The organism is Halanaerobium sp. ST460_2HS_T2, assembly GCF_003337665.1.
GTDB lineage: Bacteria > Bacillota > Halanaerobiia > Halanaerobiales > Halanaerobiaceae > Halanaerobium > Halanaerobium kushneri.
In genome coordinates, this window is sequence record NZ_QPJF01000022.1 from 44,688 (window position 1) to 61,263 (window position 16,576).

The 16,576-nt window shown below is 33.0% G+C and carries 23 protein-coding genes and 1 pseudogene; 1 reads left to right on the plus strand and 23 read right to left on the minus strand.

Features of this window, described 5'->3' with window-relative positions; all coding sequences use genetic code 11:
- Window positions 1–7: 7 nt before the first annotated feature.
- The 13 genes from DFR80_RS11290 to DFR80_RS11350 all read right to left on the minus strand — a co-directional run bounded on the left by DFR80_RS11290 (window position 8) and on the right by DFR80_RS11350 (window position 10,309).
- Window positions 8–1,264: a hypothetical protein gene (locus tag DFR80_RS11290; protein WP_114490011.1), complete on the minus strand. Its 1,257-nt coding sequence runs from the start codon at window positions 1,262–1,264 to the stop codon at window positions 8–10.
- A gap of 272 nt (window positions 1,265–1,536) precedes the next feature.
- Window positions 1,537–2,607 carry a glycerol dehydrogenase gene (locus DFR80_RS11295; protein WP_114490012.1) on the minus strand — a complete coding sequence of 357 codons (1,071 nt, stop codon included), beginning with the start codon at window positions 2,605–2,607 and terminating at the stop codon, window positions 1,537–1,539.
- Window positions 2,608–2,753: 146 nt separating this feature from the next.
- Window positions 2,754–3,137 (minus strand): type II toxin-antitoxin system VapC family toxin, encoded by a 384-nt coding sequence (locus tag DFR80_RS11300; protein ID WP_199505812.1) that lies wholly within the window; start codon window positions 3,135–3,137, stop codon window positions 2,754–2,756.
- Window positions 3,137–3,361 carry a hypothetical protein gene (locus tag DFR80_RS11305; protein ID WP_114490014.1) on the minus strand — a complete coding sequence of 75 codons (225 nt, stop codon included), beginning with the start codon at window positions 3,359–3,361 and terminating at the stop codon, window positions 3,137–3,139. Before DFR80_RS11305 ends, DFR80_RS11300 begins: the two co-directional genes overlap by 1 nt.
- A 268-nt stretch (window positions 3,362–3,629) precedes the next feature.
- Window positions 3,630–4,472, minus strand: coding sequence for a HepT-like ribonuclease domain-containing protein (locus DFR80_RS11310; RefSeq protein ID WP_158537710.1), 843 nt, complete (start codon window positions 4,470–4,472; stop codon window positions 3,630–3,632).
- Window positions 4,473–4,498: 26 nt separating this feature from the next.
- Window positions 4,499–4,912 (minus strand): DUF86 domain-containing protein, encoded by a 414-nt coding sequence (locus tag DFR80_RS11315; protein ID WP_114490015.1) that lies wholly within the window; start codon window positions 4,910–4,912, stop codon window positions 4,499–4,501.
- Window positions 4,913–4,914: 2 nt separating this feature from the next.
- A complete protein-coding gene (locus DFR80_RS11320) occupies window positions 4,915–5,337 on the minus strand; it encodes a nucleotidyltransferase domain-containing protein (protein ID WP_114490016.1) in 423 nt (140 codons plus the stop codon).
- 41 nt (window positions 5,338–5,378) lie between these two features.
- Window positions 5,379–5,795, minus strand: coding sequence for a type II toxin-antitoxin system VapC family toxin (locus DFR80_RS11325; protein ID WP_114490017.1), 417 nt, complete (start codon window positions 5,793–5,795; stop codon window positions 5,379–5,381).
- Window positions 5,776–6,024 carry a ribbon-helix-helix protein, CopG family gene (locus DFR80_RS11330; RefSeq protein WP_114490018.1) on the minus strand — a complete coding sequence of 83 codons (249 nt, stop codon included), beginning with the start codon at window positions 6,022–6,024 and terminating at the stop codon, window positions 5,776–5,778. Before DFR80_RS11330 ends, DFR80_RS11325 begins: the two co-directional genes overlap by 20 nt.
- A 104-nt stretch (window positions 6,025–6,128) precedes the next feature.
- Window positions 6,129–6,674: a site-specific integrase gene (locus tag DFR80_RS11335; RefSeq protein WP_114490019.1), complete on the minus strand. Its 546-nt coding sequence runs from the start codon at window positions 6,672–6,674 to the stop codon at window positions 6,129–6,131.
- A 268-nt stretch (window positions 6,675–6,942) separates the two neighbouring features.
- On the minus strand, window positions 6,943–7,503 hold the full coding sequence (locus tag DFR80_RS11340) for a response regulator transcription factor (RefSeq protein WP_369862753.1): 561 nt from the start codon (window positions 7,501–7,503) through the stop codon (window positions 6,943–6,945).
- A 75-nt stretch (window positions 7,504–7,578) separates the two neighbouring features.
- Window positions 7,579–9,360, minus strand: coding sequence for an ATP-binding protein (locus DFR80_RS11345; protein ID WP_114490020.1), 1,782 nt, complete (start codon window positions 9,358–9,360; stop codon window positions 7,579–7,581).
- Window positions 9,361–9,367: 7 nt separating this feature from the next.
- Window positions 9,368–10,309: a 5'-nucleotidase C-terminal domain-containing protein gene (locus tag DFR80_RS11350; protein ID WP_114490021.1), complete on the minus strand. Its 942-nt coding sequence runs from the start codon at window positions 10,307–10,309 to the stop codon at window positions 9,368–9,370.
- 259 nt (window positions 10,310–10,568) lie between these two features.
- Here DFR80_RS11350 and DFR80_RS11355 point away from each other — a divergent pair, with 259 nt between their 5' ends.
- Entirely contained in the window at window positions 10,569–11,219 is a 651-nt protein-coding gene (locus tag DFR80_RS11355; RefSeq protein ID WP_114490022.1) for a hypothetical protein, read from the plus strand.
- Between the two features lie 185 nt (window positions 11,220–11,404).
- On the opposite strand, the gene ahpC is transcribed toward DFR80_RS11355, so the two are convergent.
- The 10 genes and pseudogenes from ahpC to DFR80_RS11400 form a co-directional block, all read right to left on the minus strand.
- Window positions 11,405–11,968: an alkyl hydroperoxide reductase subunit C gene (gene ahpC, locus DFR80_RS11360; RefSeq protein ID WP_114490023.1), complete on the minus strand. Its 564-nt coding sequence runs from the start codon at window positions 11,966–11,968 to the stop codon at window positions 11,405–11,407.
- A gap of 157 nt (window positions 11,969–12,125) precedes the next feature.
- Entirely contained in the window at window positions 12,126–12,362 is a 237-nt protein-coding gene (locus DFR80_RS11365; protein WP_114490024.1) for a hypothetical protein, read from the minus strand.
- Between the two features lie 182 nt (window positions 12,363–12,544).
- Window positions 12,545–12,688, minus strand: coding sequence for a hypothetical protein (locus DFR80_RS15220; protein ID WP_158537711.1), 144 nt, complete (start codon window positions 12,686–12,688; stop codon window positions 12,545–12,547).
- A 34-nt stretch (window positions 12,689–12,722) separates the two neighbouring features.
- A pseudogene (locus DFR80_RS11370) lies at window positions 12,723–13,058 on the minus strand (AAA family ATPase); the annotation flags it as partial.
- A gap of 85 nt (window positions 13,059–13,143) precedes the next feature.
- Complete coding sequence (locus tag DFR80_RS11375; RefSeq protein ID WP_114490026.1) at window positions 13,144–13,344, minus strand: AAA family ATPase; 201 nt, start codon at window positions 13,342–13,344, stop codon at window positions 13,144–13,146.
- A 148-nt stretch (window positions 13,345–13,492) separates the two neighbouring features.
- Window positions 13,493–13,822, minus strand: coding sequence for a DUF3226 domain-containing protein (locus tag DFR80_RS11380; RefSeq protein WP_114490027.1), 330 nt, complete (start codon window positions 13,820–13,822; stop codon window positions 13,493–13,495).
- 1 nt (window position 13,823) lies between these two features.
- Window positions 13,824–14,120, minus strand: a complete 297-nt coding sequence (locus DFR80_RS11385) for a hypothetical protein (protein ID WP_114490028.1) — start codon at window positions 14,118–14,120, stop codon at window positions 13,824–13,826.
- Between the two features lie 2 nt (window positions 14,121–14,122).
- A complete protein-coding gene (locus DFR80_RS11390) occupies window positions 14,123–14,893 on the minus strand; it encodes an AAA family ATPase (protein WP_114490029.1) in 771 nt (256 codons plus the stop codon).
- Complete coding sequence (locus DFR80_RS11395) at window positions 14,884–15,201, minus strand: AAA family ATPase (protein ID WP_114490030.1); 318 nt, start codon at window positions 15,199–15,201, stop codon at window positions 14,884–14,886. The genes DFR80_RS11390 and DFR80_RS11395 overlap by 10 nt, the downstream gene beginning before the upstream one ends.
- A gap of 156 nt (window positions 15,202–15,357) precedes the next feature.
- A complete protein-coding gene (locus tag DFR80_RS11400) occupies window positions 15,358–16,332 on the minus strand; it encodes an Rpn family recombination-promoting nuclease/putative transposase (RefSeq protein WP_114490031.1) in 975 nt (324 codons plus the stop codon).
- Between the last annotated feature and the right edge of the window lie 244 nt (window positions 16,333–16,576).

The window sequence follows — 16,576 nt, forward strand, 5'->3', positions numbered from 1 at the left end:
TTAAAAGTTAATTCGTTAATTTCTCCCAGAAACCGACTACTTTGTAGCCAAAAAATTCAGGGTAGATTCTTTCATCAATCACAGCATCATTAATCTTTTTAATATCCTGATAGTCGTCTGCTTCCAGCAGTTTTTTGACTTCCGCTCTATAGTTGGAGAAAATATAATCAAGAGCTGCGGGAGAATAATTGGCCTCTAAAAAATCTTTAGTTGCTTCAGCCAGTAAAATAATTACATCATCAGAAATTGTTTCGACAGTATCTACTTTAAAATATCTGTTAACCCTCTGTTCAGCTAAATCTTTGTCTGAATCTAAAAATAAATTAACCAGAAGACAGTATTTTGTCAGATCATGCAGAACTTTATAGATCTCAGGATATTTTCTGAGGATAAATCTATTATCCAGTATCACATCTCCAATGTTAATATAGACTTTCTCATACAATTTTGTCAGCTCATAGTTTTGAACTTCCCGATTGGCTTGAGCAATCATTTGAGCTGCTGGAATATTTTTCTCACCCATAATTTCTATTTCTTTGTTCAGCTCTTTTTCTAATTCTCGGCTCTCAAGATTAAAATCATCCCTATCATCAAAACTTTTAAAAAAGGCTTCATTGTTCCGGTATCCATAAATACATGGTGGATCGTAAATTGTATCGTAAAACTCCTTAATCTGAAGCTCATTTTCTCTAACAAAATTATTAGCATTTTTAATTAAGGCTATAAAGAAAAACTCAATGATTTCAATCTCAAACTCTGATAATTCTGCTGGATTATCCTGTTCTTGCCTGTTAAAAATATGAAAATTCAAACCACCTTTAATATCAAGAATTGAAAACAAAAAAATCTCATCCTGATACTCATCTATCTCTTTGGGTTTAATTTCAAAAATATATCTAAAACTACCCTTATAATTATCAGTACTTAAAGCATCTCCAAAAAAATATTTCAGAAAAGTTCTGATTTCTGGTATGCCCAGAATATCATATTTTCTGTAATATCTTTCAAAATCACTTATAATATTCGACTGATCAAGTATAGAATCAAAAAATGGTTTATAATTAGCCGCACTGTATTTGGAAATTGAACCTCCTTTCAATACTCTAAATTCATAGTTTCCCTGCCCACTCTTAATCTGAAAATTATCCTGCTGACTAACATAGGTCTCTACTTCTGATTTTCTTAAATCCAGCAGACTGGAAACCTTATCGACTGACATTCCTTCCAAAAAATAAAGCTTTTGAGATAGTGCTTTCTTTTCCATTTTGTCCCCCTTTTTAAGGTCTAAAATAAAGACTATATGTATTATTTAGCGTATATAAGTATTATACCACCTAAAAAGAGATTTATAAATAAAAAATCCCCTTTCTGATAAACAGATTTTTATTATTTAATCTGTCTACCATAAGGGGATCATATAAGCAAAAGGGCGTTTTTAAATAAATATTAATTATTTAAATCATTAGAGTTATTAAAAATATCTAATTCTAGTTAAACTGTTAATTTATATCAAATCAGCTGTTTAGAAACACTAATTTAAAGTGCGTCAACTGCCAGAATAGCATCTTTGACCATCTCAGCATCTACTGCAAAAGGCATATTATGAATTGTTTCATCTTCAGCACAGCTGGCTTCGGCTACCTGAAGAATTTTTTCTTCACTGACCTCTGTAATCCCCAGATCAGCAAGTGTAGTAGGTAGCCCAATTCTTCTGCAGAAATTCATTACCATTTCAATTTCTACGGGATCTCTATCTTCCAATACCATTTGGACTAAAGTAGAATAAGCAACTTTTTCTCCATGAGTTTTAGTATGAGTTTCTTCCAGAACTGTAAATCCATTATGAATTGCATGAGCCGCAGCTAAACCTCCACTTTCAAAACCCAGCCCACTTAGTAAAGTATTGGCTTCTACTATTTTTTCTAAAGCTTCTGTTACTACACCGGCTTCAGCAGCTTTTTTAGCACTTTCGCCGTATTTAAGCAGAGTATTATAGCAGAGTTCAGCCAAATTTTGAGCTGTCATTGTCGGAGCCCCACCTGACATTGCAGTGGTTTTAGTAAGTGCAGAAGCAGCAGCTTCAAAATAGGTCGCCAGTGCATCTCCCATTCCTGAAACTAAGAACCTGACCGGTGCCTGAGCTACAATTTTTGTATCAACTATTACTACATCAGGGTTTCTGGGTAAAAATAAATATTCTTCAAAAACTCCCTCTTCAGTATAAATAACAGATAAAGCGCTACATGGTGCGTCTGTAGCAGCAATTGTGGGCACAATTACTACAGGTAAATCAGCATAGTGAGCAGCTGCCTTAGCTGTATCTAGAGTTTTTCCCCCACCCATTCCGATTACCATCTCTGCACCTTTTTCTACAGCCTTTTTTTTCAGTCTTTTGATTTCTACTTTTGAGCATTCGCCATTAAAATATTCGATTTCATAATCTAAATCTTTTAGTCCCACTTCTAATTGATCAAAAAAGAATTCTTCTACAATTGGGTCAGCAATGATTAAGGCCTTAGTTCCTAAATCTTTGATATAATCTCCCATTTCCTCAATTACCTTTTTACCCTGAACATACTTTCCTGGAGATGTCATTACTTTTGTCATTATTACCACTCCTTTTGATATTTATTTCACAATTTAATTATAGAACAAAAATCAGCTTTTAACAAGTTAATTTTTGATTAGAAATTTATTAAACATGAAAAAACCGCCCCGGGAAAAGGGCGGTTTAAATAAAGATATTATATAACTTATTTATCATTAAATGGATTAAAGATCTTGATATTTTTAATATTAATAAAATCCTGTTCATTTCTGGTGACTAAAACAAAGTCATTATTTAAGGCAGTTGCTGCAATAATTGCATCTGGAAGCTTAATCTTATAATCTCTTCTCAATTTAATCGTTCTATCAATTATTTCAGAACTCAAATTATAAGTTTTTGCATGACCCAAAAATTCTTCTGCTCTTTTAAAAGAGTTATCTGTATGTCTCGGAAAACCTAAAAATTCAATTTTAGTTATCAAGGAAATATTAAAAGAGTTGTTAAAAATATTTTCTACTTTTTTAGTCTGCTCTTCAGGAATATTATCATTAAAGTAGTAAATCAAAATATTCGTATCTATTAAATACATCATAATCTATCCCATTCATCCCGCATGTCAGATAATTCTTTCTCTAATTCGTCTGAATCTATATTCAATATTCCTCTATACTGCTGGGGATCAAATTCCTGCTGTTTTTTATTTTCTTCAACAGGTAAGATTAAGATTTCAACTCTTTTATTTTTTAATTCAGTCGGCAGTTTAACAATAGACTCTATATCATCACTATTAATTATTTTTCTAACAAATTCCACTTTTACCCCTCCTCAAAATTTTTAGATAACTGACAAATTATTTCTACTTCTATTATATCACCTAATACAAAAATTATAAATAAAAACTAAAAAACCGCCCCGGGAAAAGGGCGGTAAAAACAAGGAGAAAAGTATCTAGTACTTTAAATCTATGTTATAGCTGCTCTCTGCAGCAGCTTCAAAAAAGGGGAAAACTGTATTTCTTTTAGCTTAATTATATAATAGCAGCCCTGGATTAAAAATACTTTAAAAGAATATTAGAAGCAAATTAGAAATATCTATTGGCAATTAAATCAACAAAACTTTCTATATCTTCCAGATTATTATTTATGATTTTATAAATATATTCCTCATCAATTTGATCATAGAGATGAACAATTCTATTTCTAAATTTAGTCATTTTAACAAACTTTAACAACAAATCTTCTGCAATAATTCCCTCATCAGCAAGTATTCTAAAAGAATCAGCACTTGTATTAGGACTTGTATATCCTTCTCGAGAAATAATATGGGCTGCTATATCCAGCATAGCTTCTACTGCTGCCTGCAGATTATATTTAGCAGAATCAAAGTTTCTGTAATCACTCAAAAAATCTTTCTTTTCAAGTTCAGCTAGTTCTTTCAACTTTTTCAGATTAGCTCTGATGAATCTTAGCTTTTCTGCTATCCGTTTATGATTTATTCCTGATGTTTTTTCCTTTATTGCTGTAATATACTCCTGCTGAAATTTATATTTAATTTCTTCAGCTTCAGGACCAAGTCTTAAAACCTCTTCTTTAAACTCAGCAGTCTCAATTTCATCTCTGCTGTAAATTAAATCTCCACCTTTAACTACTTCATACTTAAAATCTAGCTTAACATTATTCAAATTGATTAAATCAATATCATATTTTCCTAATTCCAATTCCAGGCTTGCTGCCAGCTCCATCTGCTCAAGGATCTCCGGTGGATCATCAAAAAACACAGCTAAATCAAGATCACTACCGGTATTTTGATACTTCGTGCCATAAGAGCCAAAAATATAGGCCAGCTTAACATTTGCTTCTCTTTTTAAAAAATTAGCTATATTTTCTTTAAGCTCAGGTTCAAGTTTTCTCTTTAACTTTTCCATGATCTCACCGTCCTGGATTGAAGGCTTTAATCAATATATTCCTTATACCACCTGAAAATAGCTTTTAAGTCACTTAAATTTTCTTTAATGATCATCAGTAAAATCTCAGGATCTATCTCTGCATAATCATGAACAATTATATTCCTGAATTTAGCCATTTTTATATAACTCTCAACATTTTCTTTAATAATATTATTTTCAGCCAGGATCTCTATAATTTGACTGTTAAATTTAGGATTCCCAAACCGCTCATCACTTATAATATGGCTGCCAATATCCAGGACACTCTCTACTGCTAAATGAATTGTTCTTTCTAAATAACGAAATATCACTTTATCTCCATGCAATTTTTCAAGGCTTAAATCCTGATATTCCTCCAGATCATTGATATATTCTTCCAGGTGTTCAAGCTTATTTCTGACTACTTCTGCATCTACCATAGCTAAAACCCCTTTCCCAGGTTCTGATCATTAATTTTATAAAATTTACGCATATCTATATAATTTAAAATTGCTCGCTTTTCCAGTTCAACTCTGCGGCTCTGATCACTGCAGTAAATCAATTTCCCATCCAGAATCTGATGTTTAAGTTTTAAATCAACATTCTCAAAATCAACAATATCTACTTCAAGCTCAATTAATTTCTCCAGAGCGGCCATTAGTTCTAATTTTAAATCAAACCGCTTAAATTTATCCAACCCTTCTAAATAAATCACAGCCAGATCCAGGTCACTATTTTGATTAAATCTTTCAGTATTAAAAGAACCAAAAATATAGACAGCTGAGATATCATTTCGCTTAGTAAAATACTCTTTGATTTTATTTTCAATCTCCTTTTTATTTGTTTCTCTGTCTTCAGCCAGCATAATTTTCACCCTCTTTATCTAAAGCTGATTATAATCTGAATTTAATTACTGATGAAAATATTCTTTAAAAAAGTACCCTTTTCTGTTTTATAAACATTAAAATCAGAATCAATGGAAATAATGTCTTTAATATCTTCTTTTTCTGCTACTGCTAACAGCGAAGCATCAGCAAAATCAACAGGTAAATCATTATATTTTTTAGTTAAATCTATTACCCGCTTTAAAATACTTTGATCAAAGTTCAAAACATTTAATCCACCTCGGTCCAGCCAGTTTAAAAAATCTAGCTGTACTTCTGTTGAAAAACTGAGCATATGAAGAGTTTCTGTTATTACAGGCCAGGTTGTATATAAATGGCAATTATATGACTTTAAAAATTCTAAAATTTGCTGATGATAAATATCATCTTTATCAAAAAGAGCAATCAATGGGCCAGCATCAACGAGAGTATTTTTCATGAATTTTATCACTCACTCTCTTCCTGTAGGTTGTTGATAGGTCACCTTTACCACTTCCATGTTTACCAAATAGGTCTTTGCCCAGTTGATAGGAATCCTTCTTTACTTCTTTTTCGGCAATGTATTTATTTAAGGCCTCTTTAACCAGATAAGTCTTGGTGACATTTTCGGACTCTGCTAATTGATTTAACTTTTTTTCTAATTCTTCTGGAAGTCTTACACTAATCATCAGCCCCACCTCCGTAATACTATTGTATTACATATTTATCTTTTTTACAATAGTCCCTAAATATTTTATTTAGCTCAGCCAGATGAATTCTTTATTCTTTAAATCTAAAGCGAAAACTTTTCGATCGACTCATCCATAATATCCTGGGTTATCCCAATATAATCTAAGGTAATACTGGGAGAAGAATGGTTAAACAATTTCTGCAGCAGAGCCACATCCTTATTCTTTTTGTAGTGGTGATAGCCAAAAGTCTTTCGAGTGGAATGGCAGGCGATACTTTCCAGCCCGGCCTTGCGCCCTGCTTCACTGAAAATTCTGTAGGCCTGAAAGCGGGTTAAAGGCTTATTCTTCCCAATCCGGCTCTGAAATAGATGTTCCTCTGCTTCCATTCCCTTAATGTAGTCCTTTAACTCCTGACGCAGGTTGGAATTGATCAAAAAGCGCTTGTTTTTCGATGTTTTCTGCTCCTTAAGGACAATATGCGTTTTATTCCGCACATCTTTGACTTTAAGCTTCAGCATGTCACTGATTCTCAGGCCGGTATTAATCCCCAGCACAAAAAGAATGTAGTTGCGGTAACTCTGCTCTCTTAGAATTCTTTTCAGCTCAGCAATTTTAGCTTTATCTCTGATTGGCTCAACCTTATTCATCTGCTGCTCCTCTCTAAGTTCGGATTTCCTCAATTTTAAGTTGCCTTCAATTTATTATAACACTTTTGGTTTGTAATTTTAAGCATTATTTACAAATTTATCTAATTTTAATAAAAAATATAGCCACCTTTATTATCAGGCAGCCTATTTAGTCAATCTACAAACTTATAGCCGATCCCCCAGACAGTCTGAATATACTCTCCCACTTCTGTGCTCCCAGTTTACTGCGGATAGATTTAATATGGGTGTCCACAGTTCTAATACCACCTTAGTAATCAAAATCCCAGACCAGTTCCAGCAATTTTTCGCGACTGAATACTGTTTTCGGAGAAGAAGCAAGCTGCCAGAGTAGATCAAATTCTTTCGGGGCCAGAGAAATCTCTTCCCCCTTGACTTTTACCATTCTCTGTTCTCTATTAATAATCAAACCAGCAAATTCAAGTTCTTCCTTATTATCTTCTCTATTAATTCTGCGCAGGAGATTTTTCGTTCTCAGTACAACTTCTCGCGGACTGAAGGGTTTGGTTACATAGTCATCTGCACCAAGCTCCAGCCCCTTGATCCGATCATTTTCTCTATTTTTTGCACTCAAAATAATAATTGGTATCTGATTATGCGGTTTCAATTCTCGACAGATATCCAATCCATTTTTCTCAGGCAGCATCAAATCCAGAATAATAATATCAGGAGCTAATTCCTTAATTTTTTCCAGACCGTCCTGACCATCGTGGGCTACAAAAACCTCAAATTCTTCATAGTTAAAATAATCCCTGAGAATTTTACAGATCTGCTGATCATCATCTATAATTAAAATTCTATCTTTTGCCATAACACTTCACCACCTCAACTCCTAATTTATCAAATTTATGTGATGAAAATATGATGAAAGCAAAAAAACATTGATTTAATTTTCAGCTACTGGAATTGTAAAACTGAAAGTAGAACCCTCTCCCTCAGAACTCTCCACAGCAACCTGACCCTGATGCTCATTTACAATTTGGTTGACTATGGCAAGCCCCAGGCCACTGCTCCGCTCACCGGGGGTTCTGGCTTTATCCACTTTATAAAATCTCTCCCAGATATTTTGCTGTTCAGCTTGAGGAATTCCAATCCCATTATCAGCTACTGAAATTTTAATCTGTCCTGCTTGCCGCTCGGCTTTTAAGCTTATTTTCCCATCACAGTCTGAATATTTAACACTATTGCTCAGGAGATTGATCAAAACCTGTCTGATTTTTTCCTGATTAGCAGTCACTTTTAAATCCGGATCTACTTTAATTTCTAAACTCTGCTCTTCCTTTTTGATATTTTTAAAAAAGACCTGCAGATTTGCAAAGAGTTCTTGAAGCAGAATCTGATCTTTATTTAATTCAACTCCCCCGGCATCAATTTCTGCCAGAGTGAGAGTCTCATCGATCAGGTGAGAAAGACTGTTGCTCTCCTTTAAAATCATCTTTAAATATTCTCTTTTTTCGGCTGGGTCTTCAATTATTCCATCAAGCAGAATTTCGACTGAACCCTTAATTGAGGATAGAGGACTCTTCAGCTCATGTGAGACATTTGCTACAAACTCCCGCTGCAGCTGTTCAAAACGATAGCGCTCACTGATATCGTGGAAGATTGCCACTCCTCCCCAAAAATTCTGTTCTTCCAGCTTAATAGCAGTAAAATGAACAAGATAATACTGGTTGGTATCTTCCTTATTAATAATTAGCTGCTGCTGAGAGCTGTCTTTCTGCCTGATAATTTCCTGAAATACTTCCACTATCTCCGGATATAATTCAATTTCACTGATTTTTTCGCCTCTGATATCATTTTCAAAATTAAATAAGCTGGCTGCCGACTGATTGGTGAGGATAATTCGGCCCGAGCTGTTAACAGCAATAATCCCCTCTTCCATTCCTGATAATACATGTTTTAACTTATTTTTTTCTTCAGCCAGACTTTTAATCGTCCTCTCCAGTTTTTCTGACATCAGATTGATACTTTCCGAAAGCAGTTTGATTTCCTTACTCGCTCCCTTTTCCTTAATTTCTACTTTTTTACCGTATTCTCCCTGACTGATCCTGGCTGCGACCAGCCCCATGCTGTGCAGTGGATTAGCTAAAGAGCGGGAAAAGTAATAGGAAATAAAGAGAATAAAAATTAAAGCCACCAGAGAAATGTAAATCATAATCCTGACTATATGTTCAATTATCGAATTGATCTCATCGATCGGAGTAAAAACCAGCAGGGCAGCAATAACCTCACCCTGATACTCCACCGGCATCCCTACAAAGAGCATGGTTAGCTCAAAGTCTTCCGTATCAACTTCCCGGGAAATTGTATTACCTTTAAAAATAGTTTCATAACCAGAAAAAGTTCTTTCTTCATCAAATGAATAAGGATAGCTGAATTCTAAAACTCCCTCCTGGTTAATCAGCCAGGCATGACCTTCATTTAATTCGCCAATTATGCTCAGCCAGTTTACAATTTCCTGTTTATTATCCTCAGCCTTCGAATCGGCAAGGTATTCAATAACTGCTGAGCTGTTTTTATTAATCTGAGCCTCTTTCTGTTCAACAAAAAAAGTTTTAAAATAGGTGATCACCGAAAAGCCAAAAATTAATATTACAATCATAGTAGTCACCAGAAATCTAAAAATCAATTTAGTAAAAAATGTGTTTTTTTCAAAATTTAATTTCATCTTAAATTCACCTTAAAGCGGGTATAATTAGTTCCTGACCCCGATAGATTAAGTTCCTATTTTTAATTCCGTTAATTTTCATTAGTTCAGCAATTGAAGTTGAAAATCTTTGCGCAATTGAATAGAGGTAATCTCCTTTCTGAACTCGATAATAATAATATTCTCCCTCTTTTCGAACAGCAGTGATGCGTCCAGTCTCCACCTCTTCTATAATTTCCTGCTGCTGTAAATAATTTATCAGCATTTGATCAAGACGGCCTGCATTTTTGACTGCTTCAGCTTTTTCAATTTCTTCAAAGCCATCTCCTCCAGCAGCCAGGGAGTCATTTGTTGCCAGCAGGTAAAACTTGTCTGGATTTAAAGGTTGAGAATTAACCTCCACCTGGATAATTTCATTTTCCGAATCTGAAGTCCAGGCAAAAATAATTCTACCTCCACTTAACTGCGGAAAAAAACCTGCTGTTTCTGGATATTTGGAAACTGCATGCTGAAGCGACTTAAGCAGAGCTGATCCGCTAATTTTTTTAATAATTACTTCGTCCTTTGCCGGAACACACTCCCTGACATCCCTAACACTAATTAAACCTTTATCAATTGAAGTGCTAATTGTTCGGCTATTAATTAATGCCAGATCTGCTTCAACTCGGTCTAATATTGCATCTGTAATTAAATTACCGAGATTGCTCTCCTGGCTTCTAATCTGATCCTCTCTGCCATCTAGAAAAACTATAGTACTACCTACTGTCATATCTTTTTCCAGTTCACTCTTTTTTTCAATTTCCTTTTTAAGTTCCATGATTTGTTCATCATTTTCTAAATTTATTGATTGATCCTTCAGCTGAATCGCCGAATCATCTGCTGCCAGCAGCAGTGGTGAAATAAAAATTAGCAAAAGTGCTAACAACCACGGTAATTTCCGCATAACTATCAGTCCCCTTTTTTCGATCATTTCAATTATAATACTATATTATTTACTCCTCTTAGTCAATTGTGCTTCAAAAAACAAAACCACAACTGATAAAATAGAATCAAAATCTTGTTAGTAAAATTTTGAAACTTAAATAATAATTCAAACTATGCTCATACTTTCATTAAATTCTACTGCTATTATAGTAGTTGCAGGAGGTGATAGAAACAAATTAAAAAAATGTTAGCTTAATAAATCACTCACTTAAATAATATTATTAAAAACGAAAGGATGATAATTTATGAATAACAGAAGTAAAATTTTGACCTTTGGCCTGATTGTACTGATTATATTTACAGGAGTTATTTATGCTCAAAATCAAAAATCTGCTGAAGAGACAGGTGACAAATTTGAAATCACTGAAAATAATGAGGAGCTAAAAAGTGAAGTAACTGACAAAAAAGAGACACCGGAACAGGAAGATCTTGAACAAGATTTTAAAATTGAAAGTGATGTCGAGTCTGCACCAGAAGTTGAAGATAAGATTGAAACAGCAAGTCCCCTAGCAGAAGAAAATCAGGATAATAAAATTGAATCTAATACTGAAGATTCTGATGCTGACACTGCTGATGAAAATGCTGGAATGATTAAATTTGAGGAACTTATTTCTTCCCATCCGGAAACCCAGAAAATTTATCAGGAATATAAAACTGAAAAAGAACAGCTTAAAGATGGAGAAAACAAAACTGAAAACCTGGCAAAACTTAAAGACACTTACACTTCTCTGGTTTTAAAAAAGACAGGGTCTGATTTAAAAGAATTTGCTGAAGCTAAAAATCTTAATTTACTGGTAGTTAATAATCAGATTGTTGTTGGCGAAAAAGATAAGGAAGAAGAATTGCCAGAACTTAAAGATAAGAGTCAAGAATTTAAAAATTTCTTAAATAAATAAAATAAATTTTACCATATAACTAACTACTCCTATCCTATATACTGACCCTGCCTTAAAATTTAAGGTAGGGTCGTTTTTTACTAAATAAAAAAGACAACCACATTTATCTGCAGCTGCCTCTGAATAATCCACTTATTTAATTATAAAATCTTAATAAACTTATCTTTTTCCAAAAAATTATTAGCTTATATTTTACCAACTAAATCCAGACCCGGCTTTAATGTTTTACTGCCCTCTTTCCATTTTGCAGGGCAGACTTCCTCAGGATTATTACGCACATACTGAGCCGCCTTAATCTTGCTCACAATTGCACTGGCATCTCGTCCCAGGTTGCCGGCATTGATTTCTACTCCCTGCACAACTCCATCGGGATCAATGATAAATGTAGCTCGATCTGCAAGTCCCTCTTCCTCAATTAAAACATTAAAGTTTTTAGATAAAGTATGGGAAGGATCTCCAACCATTACAAATTCTATATTGGAAATCGTTGGTGAGTTATCATGCCAGGCTTTATGAGTATAATGGGTATCTGTAGAAACCGAATAAACCTCAACTCCCAGCTCCTTTAAGTTGGCATATTCACTCTGCAAATCTTCCAATTCTGTTGGGCAGACAAATGTAAAGTCAGCTGGATAAAAAACTACAACACTCCACTGATCTTTTAAATCCTCATGAGTAACCTGCAAAAATTCTCCATTCTGATAGGCGTCAGCCTTAAATGGTAATACTTCTTTTCCTACTAATGACATAATATGTACCTCCTATATATTTTTAGTTCAATAACATTAATTGATATTAATAATTGTTACTGATAACATTATGCCATATTAATTTATGTATGTCAAGTTATTTTTAAAAAATCAATAATAATAAAAACCGCTACCCAGTAAAAAGGTAACGGCAATTTTAATCATCATATTCTATTACATTAGAAATTATAAATTTATCTTCTCTAATATATTTGCGAATCAGCTTTTCGTCGACTCCTGTCTCTTTATGAATCTTCTGCACTGTTGAATTAGGGTGATCCCAGAGAAAATCTTTTATTTTGCGCAACTTATGCTGATTTTCTTCCTGACAGTCATCACAGAGACCGGAGCTGTTTTTGGTAAGCGAACCGCAGATATAGCAATTTGATACCATATTTTATCCTCCAGATGTTGTAATTATTAGTAGTATATTTATATTTTAACAAATAAGAGGTTGAAAATCCACTAATATCTTATATTACATGCCTTAAATCATCAAAATCTTAAATCATTAATTTCATATTTTTCAGATATCACTATCAATTTTAAGATCTCTGTCTGCTAAAAGCTCCGCTGTTAAATAAAACATCGTATGATAATAACTTTCTCGTTCTGAAGAAGCTGCAGTTTTGTAATATCATAAGCTTTAAGACTGCTTTTTGAAACCTCAAGCCCAAACAGTTTAGGAATATCAAAATTGCTGTCTTTTATTAGTTTCATTAAAAAACCTGGAGTTCCACTTTCAAACCAGTAGTTATCTATTTTTTTTGGCTTCTAAAGCTTTAGCAATTGAATAGGGATTGTAAACTCTGATATCTTCATCACTAAAGCGGAAGCCTTTATACATCCTTTTAAATTCTGCATATAATTCTTCTTTGTTCTCCTCAATTTCTGCAAAATAGGGATCAAAATTATATTGCAGCTCTTTTTCGGTGTAACCCAGCATATGCGAAAATTCTGGATGCATATCCAGCTTGATCAGATTATTTAAAGTTGAAAAAATTGAAAGTTTTCTGAACTTAGAGATACCGGTGATAAAGACAAGCTCTAAATGATTAACCAGCGGCTTTAAATTATCATAGAGGCTTTTAAGAAATTCTGATTTGACTCGGCAATTTTAATCTGCTCAGGATCCTGACTTAAATGAGAGATTATTGCTTTATCATATTCATCAATTAAGAGCACAACATTTTTCCCTGATAAAACTTTTCTAAGGTGTCAACAAAAAGTGTTTTCCCGAAACAGCGGGGACGGTAAAGAAAATAGTATGTATCTTTAGAAACTATTTTAGCCAAAAATTTTGTTTTATCTACATAAAGATAATTATTTGTCCGCATTTTTTCAAAATCAGAAATACTTATACTCAGCTTTTTCATTTAGGCCACTATCCTTTGCTTACTGCTGAGTTTATTATACCACAGAAAGGTGGGTGTATAAAAAGAAAACCGCCCTGCTGGCGGCTGAAAGTTTGGAGAGTTAATTTGATTCATTTACAAATATTGGTTCCATTAACGGTAGGGCAAATTATTCACTTTCCGCATTGATGAAAGTAAATATAAATTCTGCTAAGTTATTTAAAGAATCCAAAGTTGAAATAGTCCTTTTACTTATCCAATTATTATCATTAATCGATACCTGATTAGATTTACCGGGCTTTAAAACATTAGTAATCCAACCAATTAAAACTTTTTTATCATCAGATCCTGACCACTTTGCTTTATAAGTTGATCCTATTTCTTCAATATAATCATTAGAAAGTGACAATAAATCAGTATATTCAATCTCTGCACAGTTTAAAAGCAAATCTTCCAGAGTTCCTTGATGTTTATTATCTGGGAAAATATAGGTATCCATTTTAATATTTAAATTTTTGATTTGTTAATGTCAAATCCAGAGTATTAGCTATTTTCGAATCTCCACCCGCTACATGTATAGCAACAGAAACATTTTCTGATTGATAAAAACTGGGAATAGGCGTTATTCTATCTAATTTATCTTCTTTAAACGGAAATTTTTCTGGAATTAAATTATTAATCCAGACTTCAGAAATTAAATTTTGATCTCTAAGTTCCTTTAGATCTTTTTTCTTTAACAATTTCCCTATTGCAGCAACATCGTGAGCACCTTCAACAACAAAATAATAATGGCGCATTCTTACCTCACATCCTGACCAAGACTATTTCTAATATTGTAAAGCTTTTCTCCAGAAATTCTGTTTACATAAATTTCTCCTCCATCATTTTCCAGACGATAACAGGCAATTTTATCCAAATTATCTTTACTGGCATTGATTAAGGCATCAATTGCTTCCAGGGTGTGAGTTGCAATAAATGACTGCACATTATATTTAAAGCTGCTTTTTATAAACCACTTAAAAAAATCAAGCAGGGCTTTTTTATGAATCGAAGTTTCAATTTCATCTATTAATAAAACACCTTCTTTAACATTTACTATACTTGCTGCAATTATTAATGTTTTTTTCAAACCATCTCCAAAGGTAGATAGAGGCACCATTCCTAATTCATGATGCTCAATATAAGGAGTTGGCCTTCCATTCTCATTAATAATTTCTAAAGACTTTATTTTATTATCAAATATTTTTATCATCTTAATCAGACTGCTCTTATTGCCAGCTTTTATAGCCTGACTGAGCAATCTACTCTGAGCTAAATGTTCAAGTGGAGAAATATATTCTATAGTAAGCAGTTTATTCTCATCGGTTTCAGAATCTAATTCGATTCTTTTTTGATTCTGATCAAAAGTAAATTCTTTTTTAAAATTCGATTTATAATCATTGAAGATAAAATCACCCTTAAAAGATTTGCTTTCTTCTGACTTATTATTTATAGAATTATTTTCAGATATACCAAAACTTGATTGGACACTGATAATATTTGTTTCTTTACCTGTTAGTTTTACGGAAATTTTTGTTCACTGATTTCAGCCTCAATAAATATTTTTTTTAGTTTATCTTTTTGATTAAATAAATTTTTAAATGATTCGTAGGGGGATAAGCTGCCGCTGGTAAAATTATAATCAGTCTCTCTAATTCGACTGGTCTTAATGAAAGTTCCCAGATTAGATGGTTCTGATAAAATATTCAGTACTTCTAATATTGAAGTTTTCCCTGTGTTGTTTTCACCTATAAATAAATTAATATTTTTAAAATCTTTGAGTTCTATATTTTTAAGGCCTCTGTAATTTTTTATATTAATATTTTTGATATGAGACATCTATAATCCCCCTCTATCTTAATTGTTGAGTTTATTATACCACAATAAACTGCGTATATAAAAAGAAAACCGCCCTGCTGGCGGCTGAAAGTTTGGAGAGTTAATTTGATTTTCCCTAGATAACAGTTCCGATAATGTTAGAAGTATAAAAACGTCTTAAACATCAATACTCTTTACTAACTCATCTAATGAATCATGATTTTTAATGGCAACTTTAATTTCTCTTAATTTTTCATAATCCCTTATTTTTTTGATATCTTTCGCAAAAGGTTTGCTTGTCAAACCAAATTTCAATTCCAATGCAAATTCGATCATTTCATGCATATTCTCTATTTTACCTTCTTCTTTACCTTCTTCTCTTCCATCATGATAAATTTTTTCGGCAATAGTCATAATTACAGCGCTCCCTTCAGCTGAAATGTTTTTTGACTTTCGGTCCAATTCACTTAAAGAGATCTCTTCTCCAATATTTAAAATATACTTAACAACAGTTTCAATATACTCAAGTCCGGTTGTCTTTTTTCTTAATTCAATTAATAAAGGTAGAACTTCCCGCAGTCCATTATCAAAATCATCATCAAAAATATGTGAGATTAACTTTAAAAATAATCTTAATTTAATCTGGCCTTTGATCTCTGCATCAGAGTAACTGGAAAAATCATAGAGCAAATAATTATATCCAGGTATATAATCTGAAATAGCTGCTGGGATAGTTTCAATTAGTTCTGACAAACTGCTGCCTAGATTCCACTTTTTATCTCCATGATAAATGAGAATCGGTAAAATAGGTAGCAACTTCTTATTTTTGTTCTGTTTATGATAAAGCTTCCAGATATCTATAATATACCCAAGCATCTGAATTGGGGTCATCTTATCGTAATAACTTTTGTGTTCAAATAAAACATAAATAAATCCGTCTTTGCCGTCTATGCTGACATTATATAGGAGATCAGAAAAGCTTTCTTCCAATTCCCTATCGATAAAACTATCTTTAGCTACCTTAATATCTGTTAAATCAATTTCCGTTAAAATATCATCCGGTAGATAATTTTGCAGAAAATCTACTGCCACTTCTTTATCGCCGAGAGTTCTTTTAAAAAGAGCATCATGTGGAGTTTTAATGATATCCAATCTATTCCCCTCATTTCTGTGATCTTTCTGTATTCTTATTATACCATATTAGGGTTGTTTGCAAAACAGATCATTCTGAAATTGTTTTCCTAGATATTGGTTCAGCAAATGGTAAACACATTAATTTTTATTTATATTCTATTATAATTAAAGACTTTCCCCATTTTTTAAAATAGCAAAAACTATCCGTACTGTCACAAGGGTAAAGAAAGCCTTAAATTCTTTTGTGATCGACGTTTTTTGT